This window comes from Chryseobacterium vrystaatense (genome assembly GCF_000737765.1).
In the GTDB taxonomy this organism is placed as follows: domain Bacteria; phylum Bacteroidota; class Bacteroidia; order Flavobacteriales; family Weeksellaceae; genus Chryseobacterium; species Chryseobacterium vrystaatense.
Map to the genome: position 1 here is coordinate 156012 of NZ_JPRI01000003.1, position 18063 is coordinate 174074.

Below are 18063 nucleotides of genomic sequence, written 5' to 3' on the forward strand. Positions count from 1 at the left end.
AATATAAATAATATCCTACTAAATCAGTAGACTAATAGTGTTAAAACTGAATTTGAATTCTATTTTTAGAATAAAACTTTTAAAAGCTGATATTTTACCGCCTTTTTATTAAATTAGCGCATCTAAAAATTTACTAAAAAATGATCTCTGAAAAATATCTTCAACATTTACAGAACGAACTGCAAAACATTGAAAATGACGGTCTTTATAAAAGAGAAAGAATCATCACTTCCCAGCAGAGTGCAGAAATAGAAGCGAACGGAAAAAAACTTCTGAACTTCTGTGCCAATAATTATCTGGGTCTGTCCAACAATCCGGAGGTGATGAAAGCATCTCAGGACATGATAGCATCTCACGGATACGGAATGTCATCTGTACGTTTTATCTGCGGGACACAGGATATCCACAAGCAGTTAGAGAAAAAGATTGCTGATTTCTTAGGCCTTGAAGACACCATTTTGTATGCTGCGTGTTTTGATGCAAACGGAGGGGTTTTTGAACCTTTGTTTACAGAAGAAGATGCGATTATTTCAGACGAACTGAATCATGCTTCAATCATCGATGGGGTACGTCTATGTAAATCGGCAAGATACCGTTACAAAAACAATAATATGGCAGATCTTGAAGCTCAGTTAATAGCTGCTTCTGAAAAAGATCACCGTTTCAAAATCATCGTTACAGACGGAGTTTTCTCTATGGATGGTATTGTAGCTGATCTGAAAGGTGTATGTGACCTTGCAGATAAATACAATGCTCTGGTAATGGTGGATGACTCTCATGCAACAGGTTTCATCGGGAAAACAGGCCGTGGAACTCATGAAGCCAATGAAGTAATGGGTAGAGTAGATATTATTACTTCTACATTAGGAAAAGCTTTAGGTGGTGCTTTGGGAGGATTTACATCCGGTAAAAAAGAAATCATCGATATGCTGAGACAGCGTTCCCGTCCTTATTTATTCTCCAATTCATTAGCGCCGGGTATTGTAGGTGCTGCCCTGAAAGTATTGGATATGATCTCTGATGATACATCACTTCGTGATCAGGTGATGGAAAATGCAGAGTATTTCAGAAAAGAGATGGTGGCTAAAGGATTTGATATTCCTGAAGGTGATGCTGCGATTGTTCCGGTAATGCTGTATGATGCTCCTCTTGCTCAGAAAATGGCTGAAAAGCTTATGCATGAAGGTATCTACGTGATCGGGTTCTTCTATCCGGTGGTACCGAAAGGAAAAGCCAGAATCAGAGTACAGCTTTCTGCTGCCCATACAAGAGCACACCTTGATAAGGCTATTGTTGCTTTTGAAAAAGTAGGAAAAGAGCTTGGTGTTATCTCTTAATTAAAACCATAAAATTATTTAAAACAGGTTTATGAAAAAAATACTTCTGATTATAGGTTTTGTATGTTTTCAAAGTTTCTCTGCACAGAGCATTATGGATTTCGATCTTAAAAATGTGGAATTGCAGGGGATGAAACCTGCTACAATAAATAAAGAAATGAAAGATATCGGGATTACAAAGACCCCTTTTGTGACTGATAATCCCGATATTATTTCAAAAATTGAAGGCCCGGAAACAGCGGCTACCATAAAAAATTTCTACACCTTTACATATAATAATACAAGAAGAAATGATGGCGGGGTGATGGTTTATGAGTTTAAAACAAAAAATGATCTGGATGCATTTCTTGGCAAAAACTTTGAGCAGTCCAATTCCAGAACTTTAGTAAAAGGTCTGTTCTGCATTACTGTCTGGAGCGATTATGGCCGGCAGATAAAAGGTGAGGAGACCAGCGAAGACCACCTGAATAAACTGGAAAAATACTACGTTAATCTGGGTGCAAAAAAGGTAAAGCTGCAAGAAATGGAGCCTGTGGAGGCTACCGACCAATAATTTTTTATATCTACTGATGCTTTATACAATAATCAAAGCACTGCATATCATCTTTATGGTAAGCTATTTTGCGGGAATTTTTTATCTCGTTAGAATTTTCGTTTACTACAAGGACACGGATGAATTTGCTGACGAAAAAAAGAAGATACTCAGAGAACAGTATACTTTCATGGCCAGAAGACTGTGGAACATTATAACGGTTCCTGCCGGTGTGATTATGGCGGTTTGTGGAATTGTGATGATCTTTCTGAATACCGGACTGATGAAGATGCCGTGGTTTCATCTCAAGCTGACGTTCCTGATTGGTCTGGCTATTTATCATTACTGGTGCTGGAAGAAAGTACTGAAACTGAAAGAACTGAACGGCGAAACGATAGAAACCCCCAATATCAAATTGAGGCAGGCCAACGAGATCGCAACATTCATTCTGTTTCTTGTCGTGTTCACAGTGATTCTGAAATCTTCAGTAATTGAGTATTGGTGGCAATTAATCGGAGGATTTTTCGTTCTTGTATTTCTGATCATGATGACCGTAAAATTGGTTAATAAGAATAAAAAAAACAAATAATTGTGAAACGTAGAGTGTAGACATGAATACATTCTGCTTTTTACATTGTACTAAAAAACTATGATTGCAATTTTAAAGAAGGAACTTTGGAGTTACTTTGGAAACTGGAGCGCGTGGATAATTATCGGTGCATTCAGTCTGATAACAGCTCTTTTCCTGTTTTTTTTCGAAAATGATTCTAATATTTTCGATATCGGGATGGCCTCTCTTCAGAGCTATTTCGTATTGGTTCCGTGGCTGCTGATGTTTATTATTCCTGCACTTTCTATGAAGACTTTTGCGGAAGAACAGCAGACGGGAACGCTAAACTGGCTATTTTCACAACCTTTAAAAGTTTCAGACCTCGTAGCGGGTAAGTTTCTTTCGGTATGGATTGTTGGGGTTTTATGCCTTATCCCATCGCTTATTTATCTTTATACCGTATATGTTTTAGGCGTTCCTGCTGGTAATATTGACCTGGGAATGACCTTCGGCAGTTATATTGGTCTGATCGTATTAATTGCTGCTTTCTCAGGAGTTGGGATATTGGCTTCTTCACTGTCTCAGAACCAGATCATGGCTTACCTTTTGGGGGTTTTCATGTGTTTTATCATGTATTTCGGAATCGAGCAGCTGGCCAGCTATAAGCTGTTGGGAGGTGCAGATTTTATTCTTCAGAATATAGGTTTTTATCAGCATTTTCTAGGCTTTACCAGAGGTCTTATTGACCTTAAAGATGTTGCTTATTTTATTCTGATCATTGGTGCTACGTTATTATTGTCTAACCATTTTATCACTAAAAAGAAGTAGCATTATGAAGAAGTTCAATTTTAAGTCTCCATTAGGAATTTTCTTAATTGCCGTGGTACCTTTGGTTATTCTGCTTACGTATTCCGGAATCAGATTGGATTTAACCAAGGAGAAGCGATATACCCTTTCGGAAAGTACGGTAAAAGTACTGGAATCGGTGAAAAAGCCGCTGACAGTAGATGTTTATCTTGAAGGTGATTTCCCGGCAAGCTTTAAACAGCTTCAGAATGAAACCAGATTTATGCTGGAAGAATTCAGGAAGATCAATCCGAAGATCGATTTCAAATTCATCGATCCTATTAAAACAAAAATGTCTCAGGATACCCTGATGGCAATGGGTATGCAGCCTTCTGTTCTTCCGGATGTCAAAGATGGAAAGATCTCACAGATTACGCTTTTCCCTTATGCCGTGATAAAATATGATAAAAGAGGGGTTTCTATTCCGCTGGTCGTACAGCAGGCAGGAATAGATGCGGACCAGCAGCTGACCAGATCCATAGAAGGACTGGAGTACAGTCTTGTTTCTAACATAAAGAATATTGCAGCCAACAAGAGAAAGAAAGTAGGAATTCTTGTAAACCATGACGAACTGAGCCCTGAAGAGTTTCATGGGTTTGTACAGCTGGCTATGGAAAACTACGATGCGGGTCCTGTGATCCCAAAAAATCAGACAGAACTTACATTGGAAGATCTGCCTTTGCTGAAGCAGATGAGTGCTTTGGTGATTGCAAAACCAAGAAAAGCATTTACCGATAATGAAAAAGTAATTCTTGATCAGTTCATTATGAATGGCGGAAAAACACTTTGGATGATAGATGCCGTCAATGCTGAAATGGATACGCTGACAAGATCACAGAAAGTAATGCCTTTCCCGGTAGATATCAATATGACGGATTTCTTTTTCAATTACGGAATCAGAATCAATCCGGCTTTGGTGAAAGATGTAAAGAAATTTGCATTATTGAAACTTGTAACCGGTGAAGTAGGAGGGAACCCTCAGTATACAAGTCTTCCATGGCCATATTTTCCACTTGGAATAGCTGAGAACAATAATCCGATTACGAAAAACATCAACCCTGTAAAATTTGAATTCCCAACGTCCATCGATACTTTGGGTGGAAGAAAAAATATCAAAACGCAGGTTCTTTTTGAATCCAGCGAAAGAACACTTCTAAAGCAGGTGCCAAATTACGTGGATCTTAAAGAAATCGCCAGCGTAGACAGCCTTGGTCAGATGGAAAAACCAAGCATGCCGAAGATTTTTGCGGTTGCTTTGGAAGGGAAATTTAATTCTGCGTATGCATCAAGAATTGAAAGAAAGGGATATCCGGGCTTCAAAAGCCAGAGCCCTGAGAACAAAATGATCGTCATTGCTGACGGTGATGTCGGAAGAAATAAAATGCACAAAGGCGAGCCCCTTCCTATGGGAATTGACCGCCTGACCAATCAGGAGTTCGGAAACGAACAGTTCCTGAGGAATGCACTGGATTATCTTCTCGATGACAGCAATCTGATGGCACTCCGAAACAGAAACATCGAAGAAAGACTTCTGGACAGAAACCGTATCACAGAAGAGAAAGCAAACTGGCAATGGCTGAATTTACTGTTACCTTTAGTAGTAATTGGCTTGCTGGGAGGATTGTTCTTCTGGATGAGGAAAAGGAAGTTTGGATAAAATATATAAACCACTGCTGAAAGCGGTGGTTTATTATTTATTGGGGCATGGAGCTGTTTATATTTTTATCTCCCAGAGTTTAATTTCTTATTTCCGTCCTTTAAAGCTATCTGCTCTTTTAAAACCTTGGTATAATCCTGAAGATTGTTCAGGACAGCATCATCTGGAATATTAGATTGCTGATTGTAGAAATTAGCAGCATTGGCACGATGTACAAAGCCTGACTTTTTATCCTCTTTTATTTCCTGTACCTGAACATCAAGAGGCTTGGCTCCAAATGACACACTATAAAATAACATCCAGAATCTAAATTGATTTTTTTTGAAGACGCAGCCTGTTTTTAAATTTTACACCAGTCATTTCCAGGCTTAATAAAATTTTTGATGTATTATTTTCTTTCATAGCAGGTTTGATATTCTGATCAATAACTAAAGAAAATTCTAAAAACTCATGGACTCTTTGTATAGGAATACCAATGTCTGTGAAATATTGGGAGGATATGTTTGACTCCAGCCATTGTACATCACTTTGCAGGTCCTGATATTGATAAAGTCTCTTCATCCTTTTGGAATCACCACTTACTACTTTGTATACATCCTCCAGACAAATGTTGGCTCCAAGTAATGGAATAATAACATCTTTCATAAGTTCCGGTGGCCTTTCTCTCGGTTTTTCCGGTGACTTTGGCAAACCAATATCATCCTGTAATTTTTTTATTTTATCATTACTTTTAAATTGTAAAACATCTTTTTTTAGATTTCCCGATATTTTAATCTGTGAAATTTCAACTTCAGGGATAAGATGTACAGAAGTGCGTAAAATAACTTTAAAATTTTGGATGTGGTTTGAGGTGATATTTATCCTTATCACGTCATAGCCGGTTTTTAGAAATGTAATTTCTGACTCAGCCTCTGCTTCAATACTGAATATACCTTCTGAATTGCTATATGATTTGAGGATCCCATTTTGAAAAATGGAGACATCTCCTAACGCTCTTCCTTCTTCAGTGATTATAACGCCACCTAGCTTAACCTGAGCCTTACAAAAACTAAAGACAAGAAGTATTGAAAAATATAGTAATCTGGTGCAGTTCAATATAAAATAATGTTATTATTGTGCTACGGTAACATATATAGACATCGTAAGTCCTTTTTTAGTTTGCCATTTTCCTAAACTCGCATTTCTGGTAATCGACTTTCCAAATAATTTTCCGCTATACCTGAAAGGTTCTGGTTCACCCGGAATCTGCGGAATATATTCTATTGATATAAAAATAGGCTTGTCATATACCAGATGATAGGAACTCACATCGAAAGTATTCCATCCATTTTGCAATTTTTGATCAATAATAATATTCTCTGTATTGATCTTATTATTTGGGAGACCATCTTTTATATCATAAATATTAACTCTAAAGTTTCTTTTATCGGATTCAATAACATTAAAAAGATTCATATGAATGTCCTTAATCTTGGAAGGTTTCTTAATATTAAGTTCTTTTGCAAATTCCTGAATATCTTTATTTTTATCATTATTAACACGGACGTATCCAGCCACCATAGTACTGTAAGAGGTCGTTCCTAATTTTACATCCTGTGTGTTTTTCAGAGTTATGATTACTTCAGGGATCTTTATAGTTTTTGAACTTAACAGGAATTTTCTGTCTTTTGTCTCATCAATATCATTGATCCTGACTTGATAATTCTCAAAGCCAGGTGACGAAAATGTCAAAAGGTGATTAAGTTTGTCGTTATCAATATTAATCTTAAAATAACCGTTAATGTCTGAAACTGTGCCTGTATTTTCATTAATTATACCGATGTTGACATAGCTTATAGGTTCATTGTGTTCAGACAAAACTTGTCCTTCCACTATTTTTTGAGATAATGACCAGTTAAATGCAAGTAGCATTAAGCCTAAAATTAAATTCGAAGATTTCATACATTATATTTTAAAGGAGAAAACTTTTATCCCATCTACCAGCTTCGTTGGTTAAAATAGATTGTAGTGTCAATCATATTCCTATCAATGCGTATTTACCATTTGACAAAAATTAGATGCAAATAAGAATCCATTACTACTTTAATTGAACATTTTCCTAAACTCCACCGGCGACTGATTCGTCTTCTGCTTAAACAGTTTACTGAAAGACTGTGGATGTTCAAACCCCAGTTCATAGGCAATTTCACTTACCGAAAGGTGAGTGGTGCTAAGGCGTTCTTTGGCTCTGTCGATGAGTTTATTCTGGATATGCTGCTGGGTATTTTGCCGGGTATGGATGCGAAGTAAAGATCCTAGATAGTTGGGGGAAATATTCATCTCTCCAGCAATGGTTTTTACAGAGGGAATTCCGTTTTCTACAAGATCTCCGCTGTCAAAATAGCGTGAAAGTACTTCTTCAAATCTTTCCAGAAGCTCATGACTGGATTTCTTACGGGTAAAAAACTGTCTTTCATAAAACCGTTCAGAATAGATAAGAAGGAGTTCGACCTGCGCGGCAATCAGTTCCTGAGAGAATTTATCAATATTCGATTGGTATTCACGTTCTATATTTTTCAGAATATCGAGGATAATTTTTTCTTCTCTGTCCGAAAGGAAGAGTGCCTCACTGACATCATATTTGAAAAAGTCGTATGATTTTATCTTTTTGGCAAATGGCGTATTCCACAGGAAATCAGGATGAATCACCAGCAGCCAGCCTGTAGGCTCTACAACAACCTCCGGTTTTATTTCGAGTTTCAGGAACTGAAGTGGCGAAACAAAGCACAACACTCCGGAATCAAAATCATATTCCTGCTGACCATAATTGAACTTGGCATTCACATTACGCTTCAGGCCAATGGAATAAAAATTCTGAATCCATTTCAGCTCACTGTCGTCCGTAGGGTAGTTGACCTTACTGTAATCAATCAGGCTGATCAGAGGGTGATCAGGATTTGGAAGATTACAGAAGGCATGAAATTCAGAAATAGAATTGAAGCGGAAGGGAGGTTTCATAATGCTAATTTAATTTTTTTTGTAAAATGGACAATATGAGGTAGTGCAATGTAAAATGTAAAAAGTATAACGTAAAAAGTATAATGTATAATTTAAAAAGTACGATGTCTGAAGTATGATGATTGATGAATTACCCTGTTTCGCAAAGCTTCGACTGCACTCAACCTTACAGATAATTCTGAGTGCAGTCAAAGGGTTTTGATTTTGGGGCAGATCAACGGATGCTTATATCACTGTAGACAGCGTGAGTGTTTCCCATTGTTTGGCATCATCGGTAATGATTTTAATTTTATCATTAAGAAAATCAGAAGTACCGCTTCCCAGTAAGAAGTGGACAGGAGGGTTCTGTTCTTCACTGATGGCAATAATCGCTGCTGCACCTTTTTCGGGATCATTAGGCTGATTTCCGTTAATCTCCTGAAGATGCGCCTGCTCGGAATTTCTGGCTGTTTCATAAACCTGAAGTGGCTTTTCCGGTGTTTTTACTGAATCTTTACTTAGAAAATCTGTGCGGAAATATCCTGGGTAAACAACGGTTGCATGAACTCCGAATTCTTTGATTTCTTCAGCCAGAGATTCAGTCAATCCGGCTACCGCAAACTTTGTGGAACAATAGATTCCCCAACCCGGAAAGTTTCCGGAATACCCTCCGATAGAAGAAATGTTGAATATATGACCTGATTTTTGCTCACGGAGATAAGGAACTGCATTCCTGATCACATTCAGGGTGCCAAATACATTGACATCAAAATTGGCTCTGGCTTCGTGGTCTGTAAGCTCTTCCAAAGTACCTATCTGTCCATATCCTGCATTGTTGACCACCACATCAAGCTTCCCGAAATGATCAATGGTTCTTGATACCGCTGATTGTACATCTCCATTATCTGTTAAATTAAGTTCAATCGGTAAAAAGGATTCAGATTGTTCTCCAATCTCAGCAATTAAAGACTGTGCATTTCTTGTTGCTGCCGCTACACGGTAGTTTTTTTCTAATAATTTTTTTACTAAGGCCAATCCCAGACCTTTTGAGGCTCCTGTTACGAACCATACTTTCTTTGTTTCCATTTTTGTTGGGTTTAAATGATGGTACAAAGATCGTAGCATATCAAATGGTGCACGTAGTCCAATCAACGAATGATGTAACCATATCGTGAATTTGGATAAAAGTAAACTGAAAGTTTTGTAAGAAATTTAGATGGAAAAAATGATACATCATTAGCTTGATACGGTTTTTTTAGCTCTGGGTTTCATACATTTGCTGGTTGATCAATGGTTCACATGAACTACCATAATGTATTCTATGAAAAATAAAATTCTGCCTTTTATACTTTTGTTTCTGACCACTTTTGTATGGGGACAAAAGATCACTTTCTATATTAAATACTCCGAACAGCTGGCGGTGTTTGTTTTTATGCAGAACCTTTCTGAAAATTATCCTGAAAATGTTTTTAAGACTGAATTTGAAAAGTCAAAGTACAATAATGAGACGTATAAAAACCTGATCTCAAAATTTGATAAACTGGCTCTTGATTACAGTTATCAATTCGAAGAATTTCCTTATGCTTCCAAAACACCGATGCAGACCAGAGATATCCTGAAAAAAAATCTCATTGAAACAGATAATCTTAATGATTTTAAGCTTCGGTCAGTTGGCATTGTTCCAAATAATATTTTGAATGAGCTGACCGTATATATTTCAAAGTTGACACCCATTTATAGAGAACTGATTTATCAGCCTAATAAAGAAAAATTTGAACAGCAGTTAAAAGAAATTACCGATTATTCCCAGCAACATCAGATCCAAAGCTATTTTGAAACTGGGTTAACATTTTATAATTCAAGCTGGGACCAGTCGATTCCGTTTGAGATTGCCTTTTATCCTTTACCCAATTCAGATTATTTTACGGCACAGGCATTTTATAATAATTTCATAAGTGCTATTCAGACCAACTTAAGAGATTATAAGGACCTGTTCAGTGTGATGCTCCATGAGACCTACCATATTATTTACAACGAGCAATCTCTTGAAGTAAAAACCCAAATCGATGAGAGTTTCAAAAAAAGCCGATCCAAATACAGCAACTATGCCTATCTGCTCTTGAATGAAGTATTGGCCACAGCATTAGGAAACGGCTATGTGTATGAAAATTTAAATGGGAAACCAGAAACCAATAGCTGGTATTTTCATCAGTATATTGATCTGATGGCCCGAAAAATATACCCTTTGGTGAAAGAATATATTGCAGAAAAGAAATCGATTGATAAAAATTTTGTGGATCAGTACATTAATCTTTATGAAACCAATTTTCCCAATTGGATCAATGAACCGGAGAATATCATGACCTACAGGTATGTGATTTCTGAAAACGAAATCGATTTTTCTACCCTGCGAAAAAAGTTCCGCTACCGGTCTATCGAAGAGAATGATACGGAAATCTCTGTGAACAGTATGGCGAAAATGAAGAAAATGCCTCTGACTAAAGTAATCATTGTATCCAAAAACAATCAGCAAAAGCTGAGTATCATCAAAAAAGAATTTTCGGAATTGAAAAACTGGAAATCTACTCCGGATAAGGAGTTTGTCTATAAAATTCTTTTAGAGGATAAAAGCCAGTTAATTATTATCAACCAGAAGAAATCGCCTCTGGAAAAACTTCTTGAATCTTTAAAATAAAGAGGGGATAAGTAGTTACATAGAAATTCGTTTTTTTTCTATCAGTTTAATTACCTCAATTGTTTATCTCCAAAAATCTTAATGAGAATGGGTATTCATTAATATGGTGGAATATTATCGGGAGGTGCTATTATATCTCTGATAAATATATAAGATAGTAGTAAAATGATAAACAGGCCAAACAGTCCTATGAAATAAAGAGGGATAAGTGAAATTTTCATATTTCTTTTATCACCCCGACTTTTGCTTATGCTGAAGTTCAATGTTGAAATGCCCAGACGAATTAATCATTGCATAGAAAATACTTGCAACAGTAAGATAGAATTAAAGGGAATAAAAAAGAGAGAAATTTCAATTCCTCTCTTTATTTTTTGTTCTTAGTTCCTCTCCCTAATTTATCCTTCCAAAACCGGGATCAGATGCTCCCAGTTCAGCTGTTTCGCATAGTCCAGAGCAGATTTTCCGTTATTTGATTTTATATTTTTGTCAGCGCCGGCTTCCAGAATGACCTTTACGGATGTAAGATTTCCTGCAATGGTTTCCTTATGAAGAAGAGTAAGTCCCTTTTCATCAGCATTCGTCAGTTCGTCCGGATATTCCTGAAGAAACTTGATGAATTCGTCCTTCATATTTTTACTCATCGGATGTTCCACAAGATTTTCCGGTTTTTCTTTCTGCTCATTTACCACCAGAATATCATTGAAGTCCCCGAAATCCAGCTGCCATGCATCATCATGTTCTTTTCTTTCATCTTCCGGCATATCGGCACGCATTTTTTGAATCGTGTATCCACCGTAAGCTTTCGGTATTAGTTGTTCCTGGGAAGAAAATAGTTTAGAAAGTCCTTTCGGTTTCTTTTCAAGAGGCGTGATGGCAAAAAGCCAGTCGCTGATCTCGTGAAGTGGAATTTCAAAATAATCTCCGGCCTGTATGTTGGTTAGTGCATTAGGTTCATTGATCAGGAATCCGCTCACGGTATCTCCGTCAAAATCGACTTCATTGATCCACATATGCTCTACAGTTTCTTCTCCTGTTTCGGGATCTTCCTGGCTGAATGAAGCTTTTACGCAGGCAAGATCGAGCCCCGGTATAATTCTTCTGTTTTCCCAGGACTGCTCCCGCCAGAAATATTTAAAGGTTTCTCTTGCTTTTTCATACGCTGCGACCATTTTTGGGTCTTTTCCATCAGTAAAGATAAACGAATTCTCTTCCATTGTGACTGGTTGTTAAAAGTTGATATTCGATACAGATGCCGGCTCTAAAAGTGCCCGTAAACACTTTTAAATCCGGCATTTTTTTATTTTGATTAAAAATACAAAAAATATAAACAAATGTTTGATTTTCTGCAGGGATTTTTAATAATTTAGGATTCCTTATTGGATGTTTTAGGAAGCAGTACAGCTGTTTTGTAATAGCTTATATCTGTCGGGATCTGGCTCTGAAGATTCTTAAAAGTAGAATATTCATATTGTTCCCATTCCATATCATTGTCCGGATTGGGAGTTTTGTCAATGGCCAGCTCAAGTTTTCCGTCTTCCTGATAGCTGAATTCTATTGCGGCATATTTTTCTCCGTTTTCATCTGAAGCATACCAGCATTTTGTTGTTCTTTCCGGTATAGGCTCAAGTGTTTCATTATCCAGAATCTGCGAACAGATAAAGTTTTCGGGATCGTCCTGGTAAAAAACTGTTTTTGAAATCAAAGGTTGTTCATCTACGGCCAGTGAATACATTTTGTTGGTTGCAATAATGAATTTCCCGGCTGATTCTCTTTTTTCAATGTCAAAAAGATCAGATTTCTCTTTCAGATAGTTCACGATTTGCTCTTCATTTTCATCGTGGCTCATAAAATAATTGATGCTGTATATTTCATCTTCAGTGAGAAATTCGATTTCTTTCAGGACATCAGAATCTTTCTCATAATAATACAAATGATAGTCGTCTAGCTTCTCAGCAGCTGCTTTTGAAATAACTTCTCCAAAAATGTTTTTGTATACCTTTTTCATGTTTAGTCGTTTAGTGTGTGTTGTGTTGATCATTGTGTCTGTGTTAAAGAGGAGGTTGAGAATATGTTACACATTCTGAAATCCGCGGCTTTTAGATAGAAATCTTATGCTTTGGTTAAGTTGGCTTTGGGAATTTTATGCAATTTGTGCCGTGTTTTTTTCAGGATCATTATTCCTGAACTTTAAAGCCGTTTTGTATTTACAGTTGTGTAGAAATTCGTTAATAGTGTAACATGCATATATATTGGACGGAATTTTCATCCGCTGCATGAGTTATTGGATTTTCATTCTGGTTGTCTGAATGACATACCATTTGTACTTTTTCCCATAGGCATGAACGCTGTCCACGAGTTTAAAATTCCCACCTCTGTATTCGGTTTTCATGGTTCAGTTTTTTTGTGTCTTCAAATATATTTAAAATCAGAGAATTAAGAAATCAAATCTGCATTTTTATCATAAGGATTTTTTACTAAGAAAAGAGGGGAATATCCTGACAATGGGATAGATGAAAAATATTTTTGATTATACAATTAATGCTTAAACATCCTTAATGAAATCTTCATATTCATAATAAAATCTTTCAAACCCATCCATTTTGTTCCAGAAAAATTCGAAAATTTCCTGCCATGAATTTTTGTTAAAAATTGAAATTCCGTGCTTTTCGATCCAAATTTTACTAATTACTTTCCCATTTTCAAGGGTAAAATATTCTTCTTTTTGAAAATCTCCAATGAAATCTTTCAAAATATCTTCCAAAGACCATATCTTTTCATAATACGCATTCCTGAAAATTTCATCTTTCATTTCTATATCCAATGAGACCTCTGCCTTTTTATTATCTGCATGAAATTTAAATGAAAAATCCTTCACTTTGGTATCATAGAGGATCCATTTTCTGGGAAAAGACTTTCCAAAAGCCGTCCAAAATTCCTTTTTTAGCTGTTGTGCTTCTTGTTTGCTGAACATGTGAGCAAACTTAAGAATTTAATGGGAAAAGGACAACGTTATGAAGGCTAATGTATCAATTGGAGATTTTAGCTTTTTACGATCATCAATCTCCATTTATATAATTCAAACTATTTTCTTATTTTTGCTGTAATGCTTTCAAAAAAATCTCAATATGCTTTTAAAGCGCTTTCATACCTTGTAGAAAAAAGGAATGATGGCCCGGTCCTTATTTCTGAAATTGCGGAACATAAGAAGATCCCTTTAAAGTTTTTAGAAAATATTCTGCTGGAATTAAAAAAGGCGGATATCCTTGACAGTAAAAAAGGGAAGGGAGGAGGATACTTCCTTAGAGAAAATCCTGAAAATGTGAAACTTGCCAAGATCATCCGTCTAGTGAATGGTCCCATCGCCATGCTTCCATGTGTGAGTTTAAATTTCTATGAAAAATGTGAAGACTGCAATGAAGACCACTGCGGGCTGCACGATGTACTCATTGAAGTCCGGGACGCATCGCTGAATATTCTTGAGAAAAAAACTTTGATGGATCTGGTCGACTGACCTGATCCTTTTTTTTTGAATAATTAGTCTACTTTTTTGGTAGGATAATATTTTTATTTGATATTTGCATCAGCCCGAATCATTCAATTTTATTAAAACTGCTGCGGGGCAGATTTTAAAAGTTCTGATATCAGCCCATATAAAGTTGCTGATTGGCGAAGCTGAAGTTGTAGAGTAGGAGCGGTAATGATTGTAAAATATGGTAATTTCAAGAAAAATTCAGATAAGACTTAATGTATTCTTTGTCACAGCTGCCATCCTGCTGGTTACAGTTTTATCCATGTACGAATTGGGCTATATGGATGAGCTGCTTAATATTTTGGCAAAGGACCATTATATTTTTTACTGGATGCTTCTCGTGGGTGTCATTGCAGAGATTGTAGCCGGATCAATGGGAATGGGCTATGGTGTGATTTGCACAACAACACTTTTGTTCCTGAATATTCCACCTCATATTGTGAGTGCCAGTATTCATTCTGCCGAAAGTTTTACGACTGCTGCGGGAAGTATCAGCCATATCAAACTTAAAAATGTAAGCAAGAGCCTTGTTAAAAAACTGGCGATTCCGGCGGTCATCGGAGCCGTGATCGGAGCCGTAAGTCTTACCTACCTCGGGGAGTATTATGCTAAAATTACAAAAACAGTGATTGCTTTTTATACGCTCTATCTCGGTATTCAAATCCTGTCCAATGCTTTTAAAGAAAAACAGAACCGGGCTATGAAAAGAAAAACCAATCTGACAAGACTGGGGATAATCGGAGGTTTCATTGACTCTTTTGCGGGAGGTGGCTGGGGCCCTTTAGTGACCGGAACACTGATCAAAAATGCTTTTACGCCAAGATTTGCGGTCGGAAGTTCTACCGTAGCTAAATTTATACTGACTCTCACTGCAGCAATTACTTTCTTTCTTACACTCGGTATCCAGCATTGGAATATTATTCTCGGCCTTCTGATAGGAGGAATCATTACAGCCCCTTTTTCGGCGATGCTTACAGCAAAGCTTCCTGTGAAAAAAATGTTCGTGGTAATAGGAAGTCTTGTGATCATCATGAGCTGCATAACTATTTACAAATCAGTTTTCAATTAGATTTTGCGTACCTGATAGAAAAATAAATGCTTCAAAAACATTTTTGGGTTTGAAAATATTCTACTTTTACAGCACTAAATAATAGAAAATGAATTTGCATATAGTAGCGCTTTTTAAGTTTAACGAAAACTATCTGATGGATGCCGTTGAACTTTTCCAAAACCTTGTCAAAGAAACAAGAAAAGAGGAAGGATGTCTTCAGTATGATCTTATTGAAGACAAGGATAATAAAGGAACTTTCTTTCTGATTGAGCTTTGGGAAACTGTTGAACACCATAGCAGACACCTTGGACAGGACCACCTTCTGGATTTCCGCAAGGATGCTTCAAAAATGATGGAAAGTTCTGCGGAAGTTTTTAAAGGGTTTAAGATTTATTGATTTTAAAGATGTAAGAATTTGAAAATTCCCGGATGCAGAAAGGTGAATTGCATTCTGTATGAATATTTAAATTTTTTATCCTTCAATTAAAAAGCAACATATAAAAGGCGGCCTTAGAGTACTAAAGCCGCCTTTTGATTAGAAAAAATAGAAAGTATTAAAATTTTGAGTTTATTTTACGATAAGTTTTTTGGTTTCTGTGCTTCCTCCGAACGTAATTTTTACCAGATAATTTCCGGAAGTCAGGTGAGATAAGTTCATATCCTGCTTATAGAAACCTGCCTGATTGGTAAGCTCTGCAGTGTATACTTTTTTGCCTGTAAGATCATAAACTTCTATGCTTCCTTTATTGTCGGTTTTTTCTTTAACATCAAAAAGAACAGTAACTTTTTTGTCAGCCGTTGTAGGGTTTGGATAGATCCCGAAAGATGCCTTTTTGCTAACTTCTGTTATTCCTAAAGTAGCGGTGATCTTTTTGTATTTAAAGAACATATCTCCGGTAGTAGCACCTCCATTAGTAGTGAAGTACATTCTATAGTAATCATTGCCTTTTTTAACGTAATAAACAACATCATTATTGACTGTACTGATCCCTTTCCACGAATGACCAATTGTGGTAAGATTGGAAGAGAAGTTGGTATCTGCCGGTTTCGTGAATGTAGCGGTTGCCTGTGTTTCCTGTACTTTTGCCACTTTTACACTTGGCCCCTGAATGGCTCCGGTAAGCGGATACATCATCATGTTATTGTAGAATGTATAGTATTTGGTAAACATTAAATCCCATGCACTTTTGGATGGTTCCATATTAGGAACTTTAGCTCCTGTTGTGAATGAGAAATAGTTGAAGTAGGCATCATCTGTTCCATTAGCAATGGTTCTTGTTTCAGTAGGTCCCCATGCGGATCCGTCCCATTTGGAGTACTTAAACGTATATCCTGCAAAAGCATCTTCAATGGCAAACTTCACATAGGTATCGGAAGTAGTATATTTTAATACAAAAATTGCTTTTCCTTCAATATGATGACTCATATAGTCATATGTTCCCCAACCAGTTGCCGGAATATTGGGATTTGATGATGTAATTGGGCCCTGTTCAAAAGCTCCCTGACTTATATCAGTAGTTTGATCCGGGTTATATAGTGGTTCGCCCCAACTTGCGATATTACTGATATTAATATTATCCCAATCTGACAAAGTGGTAGAAGCTGCATATACTTCAATACTCATCGCATCATTAATTCTTGTTCCAAATGCAAAATTGGAATTTCTGTAAAAAGCAACATCCCAGGTTTTAGCTGGCTGTGATACAATATTACCATCGGCAATGTTAAAAAACACACGATTTTGGTAGGATGGTCCCATCGTCATATTAGCCTGCGTGTATCCCAGTGCATCAGTTTGTGCAAGAACTGTCTGTTGAACAGAAAGAGCAAGTACCGATGCCAATAATAGTTTTGTTTTCATAACTGATTTTTTAAATTCTTATTTAGAATGATTCCACAAAAGTATATAATTATTTTTAATCATTCTAAATAAAAACATGATTTTTATCGTGTTTACTTTAATTCTGCTTTATTTGCAGGTCTTATAGGGGATAGAAAAAAGCCGGCTGGAAATTTTCCAGCCGGCTTTGTAAAGGTATACTGTCTAATAAACCTCTTATTTTTTAATAAACTTAGATTTAACTGTTGAACCTTCTGCAGTTTCAACAAGTAGATAGTAAGCTCCTGTGTGAAGTCCACTGATGTCAAATTTCTGTCCTTTTAATTTTCCTTCTGCAACTTTTTGCCCTGAAGCGGAGTAAACCTCGATATTTTTAGGTTCTGTTCTTGTGATGAATTCCAAGGCTGTATTATCTGCATTGATAGCAAATTTTAAGTTTTCCTTTGTTTTAGAAGTATCATTAACTCCTAAAGATGTAGAAGTATTATACACTACATCGTCAACCTGGATGGCTACGTGAGTTGCAGTTGGCGTAAATTTGAAAACAAGGTAAGAACCTGTAGATGCAGGGATATTAACACTTATGTTTTGGACTACACCAATTGTACTTACCGTAATAGGATTCCCAACAGGAACAAAAGTCGACATATCTGTAGTACTTGTAGATACTCCGATCTGAATAGTCCCAGGTCCCGGAGAAGGAGATACTAAGGTAGTTTTAAACGTTAAAGTTTTATTTCCTGCCGGAGCTTCGATCTGTGGTGAAATTAAATAAGAAGGAGCTGTTGCATTATTACCAGCATAAGATTGAATAAATCTCTGTGAATTATCAGTATCTAGAGCAGCTACAATCATTCTAGGCGGTACTGGAGGAAATGTACCGGTAATTGGTGCAACTACAGAAGACCAGCCTCCTTGCGGAAAGGTCGTATTTCCAAGAGTAAAATTGTTGAAATTCTCATTAAGCGTCGCTACTTGTGCATTCGCTGTAAAAGCCGTAAACATTAATGTTGCTAAAAGTAGTTTTAATTTCATAACGTTATTTTTATT

At 36.6% G+C, this 18063-nt stretch carries 19 protein-coding genes; 9 read left to right on the forward strand and 10 right to left on the reverse strand.

The window, feature by feature from the left end; genetic code table 11:
- Positions 1-140 precede the first annotated feature (140 nt).
- The 5 genes from kbl to gldG are packed head-to-tail and all read left to right on the forward strand — an operon-like array spanning position 141 to position 4922.
- On the forward strand, positions 141-1337 hold the full coding sequence (gene kbl / locus IW16_RS09950; protein ID WP_034743204.1) for a glycine C-acetyltransferase: 1197 nt from the start codon (positions 141-143) through the stop codon (positions 1335-1337).
- Positions 1338-1368: 31 nt separating this feature from the next.
- Positions 1369-1890, forward strand: coding sequence for a hypothetical protein (locus tag IW16_RS09955; RefSeq protein WP_034743207.1), 522 nt, complete (start codon positions 1369-1371; stop codon positions 1888-1890).
- 16 nt (positions 1891-1906) lie between these two features.
- Entirely contained in the window at positions 1907-2458 is a 552-nt protein-coding gene (locus tag IW16_RS09960; protein ID WP_034743210.1) for a CopD family protein, read from the forward strand.
- Positions 2459-2518: 60 nt separating this feature from the next.
- Entirely contained in the window at positions 2519-3247 is a 729-nt protein-coding gene (locus tag IW16_RS09965) for an ABC transporter permease (protein WP_034743213.1), read from the forward strand.
- 4 nt (positions 3248-3251) lie between these two features.
- On the forward strand, positions 3252-4922 hold the full coding sequence (gene gldG / locus IW16_RS09970; RefSeq protein ID WP_034743216.1) for a gliding motility-associated ABC transporter substrate-binding protein GldG: 1671 nt from the start codon (positions 3252-3254) through the stop codon (positions 4920-4922).
- Between the two features lie 65 nt (positions 4923-4987).
- On the opposite strand, the gene IW16_RS09975 is transcribed toward gldG, so the two are convergent.
- From IW16_RS09975 to IW16_RS09995, 5 genes are all read right to left on the reverse strand, one after another.
- A complete protein-coding gene (locus IW16_RS09975) occupies positions 4988-5221 on the reverse strand; it encodes a hypothetical protein (protein ID WP_034743219.1) in 234 nt (77 codons plus the stop codon).
- A gap of 7 nt (positions 5222-5228) precedes the next feature.
- Positions 5229-6017, reverse strand: a complete 789-nt coding sequence (locus tag IW16_RS09980; RefSeq protein ID WP_034743222.1) for a hypothetical protein — start codon at positions 6015-6017, stop codon at positions 5229-5231.
- Positions 6018-6032: 15 nt separating this feature from the next.
- Complete coding sequence (locus IW16_RS09985; RefSeq protein ID WP_073173414.1) at positions 6033-6833, reverse strand: carboxypeptidase-like regulatory domain-containing protein; 801 nt, start codon at positions 6831-6833, stop codon at positions 6033-6035.
- Positions 6834-7004: 171 nt separating this feature from the next.
- Entirely contained in the window at positions 7005-7919 is a 915-nt protein-coding gene (locus IW16_RS09990; protein ID WP_034743229.1) for a helix-turn-helix domain-containing protein, read from the reverse strand.
- A gap of 225 nt (positions 7920-8144) precedes the next feature.
- Positions 8145-8984 carry an SDR family NAD(P)-dependent oxidoreductase gene (locus IW16_RS09995; RefSeq protein ID WP_034743232.1) on the reverse strand — a complete coding sequence of 280 codons (840 nt, stop codon included), beginning with the start codon at positions 8982-8984 and terminating at the stop codon, positions 8145-8147.
- A 235-nt stretch (positions 8985-9219) separates the two neighbouring features.
- On the opposite strand from IW16_RS09995, the gene IW16_RS10000 reads away from it, so the two are divergent.
- Positions 9220-10593, forward strand: coding sequence for a hypothetical protein (locus IW16_RS10000; RefSeq protein WP_034744186.1), 1374 nt, complete (start codon positions 9220-9222; stop codon positions 10591-10593).
- 395 nt (positions 10594-10988) lie between these two features.
- Here the strand turns inward: IW16_RS10000 and IW16_RS10005 are convergent, their stop codons facing one another.
- The 3 genes from IW16_RS10005 to IW16_RS10015 all read right to left on the reverse strand — a co-directional run bounded on the left by IW16_RS10005 (position 10989) and on the right by IW16_RS10015 (position 13564).
- Positions 10989-11807, reverse strand: a complete 819-nt coding sequence (locus IW16_RS10005) for a DUF2314 domain-containing protein (RefSeq protein ID WP_034743235.1) — start codon at positions 11805-11807, stop codon at positions 10989-10991.
- Positions 11808-11956: 149 nt separating this feature from the next.
- Positions 11957-12598, reverse strand: a complete 642-nt coding sequence (locus IW16_RS10010; protein ID WP_034743238.1) for a hypothetical protein — start codon at positions 12596-12598, stop codon at positions 11957-11959.
- Between the two features lie 537 nt (positions 12599-13135).
- The gene (locus tag IW16_RS10015) at positions 13136-13564 is read right to left on the reverse strand and encodes a DUF4268 domain-containing protein (RefSeq protein ID WP_034743240.1); all 429 of its coding nucleotides are present in this window, start codon (positions 13562-13564) and stop codon (positions 13136-13138) included.
- Between the two features lie 132 nt (positions 13565-13696).
- On the opposite strand from IW16_RS10015, the gene IW16_RS10020 reads away from it, so the two are divergent.
- The 3 genes from IW16_RS10020 (at position 13697) to IW16_RS10030 (ending at position 15570) form a co-directional block, all read left to right on the forward strand.
- Positions 13697-14104 carry an RrF2 family transcriptional regulator gene (locus tag IW16_RS10020; protein WP_034743243.1) on the forward strand — a complete coding sequence of 136 codons (408 nt, stop codon included), beginning with the start codon at positions 13697-13699 and terminating at the stop codon, positions 14102-14104.
- A gap of 199 nt (positions 14105-14303) precedes the next feature.
- On the forward strand, positions 14304-15191 hold the full coding sequence (locus IW16_RS10025) for a sulfite exporter TauE/SafE family protein (RefSeq protein ID WP_034743248.1): 888 nt from the start codon (positions 14304-14306) through the stop codon (positions 15189-15191).
- 88 nt (positions 15192-15279) lie between these two features.
- Positions 15280-15570, forward strand: a complete 291-nt coding sequence (locus IW16_RS10030) for a putative quinol monooxygenase (RefSeq protein WP_034743250.1) — start codon at positions 15280-15282, stop codon at positions 15568-15570.
- A 171-nt stretch (positions 15571-15741) separates the two neighbouring features.
- Here IW16_RS10030 and IW16_RS10035 read toward each other — a convergent pair whose 3' ends face one another.
- Together IW16_RS10035 and IW16_RS10040 are read right to left on the reverse strand one after the other, a co-directional pair.
- Positions 15742-17034 (reverse strand): T9SS type A sorting domain-containing protein, encoded by a 1293-nt coding sequence (locus IW16_RS10035; protein WP_034743254.1) that lies wholly within the window; start codon positions 17032-17034, stop codon positions 15742-15744.
- Positions 17035-17229: 195 nt separating this feature from the next.
- Positions 17230-18048, reverse strand: a complete 819-nt coding sequence (locus IW16_RS10040; protein ID WP_034743257.1) for a T9SS-dependent choice-of-anchor J family protein — start codon at positions 18046-18048, stop codon at positions 17230-17232.
- Positions 18049-18063 lie beyond the last annotated feature (15 nt).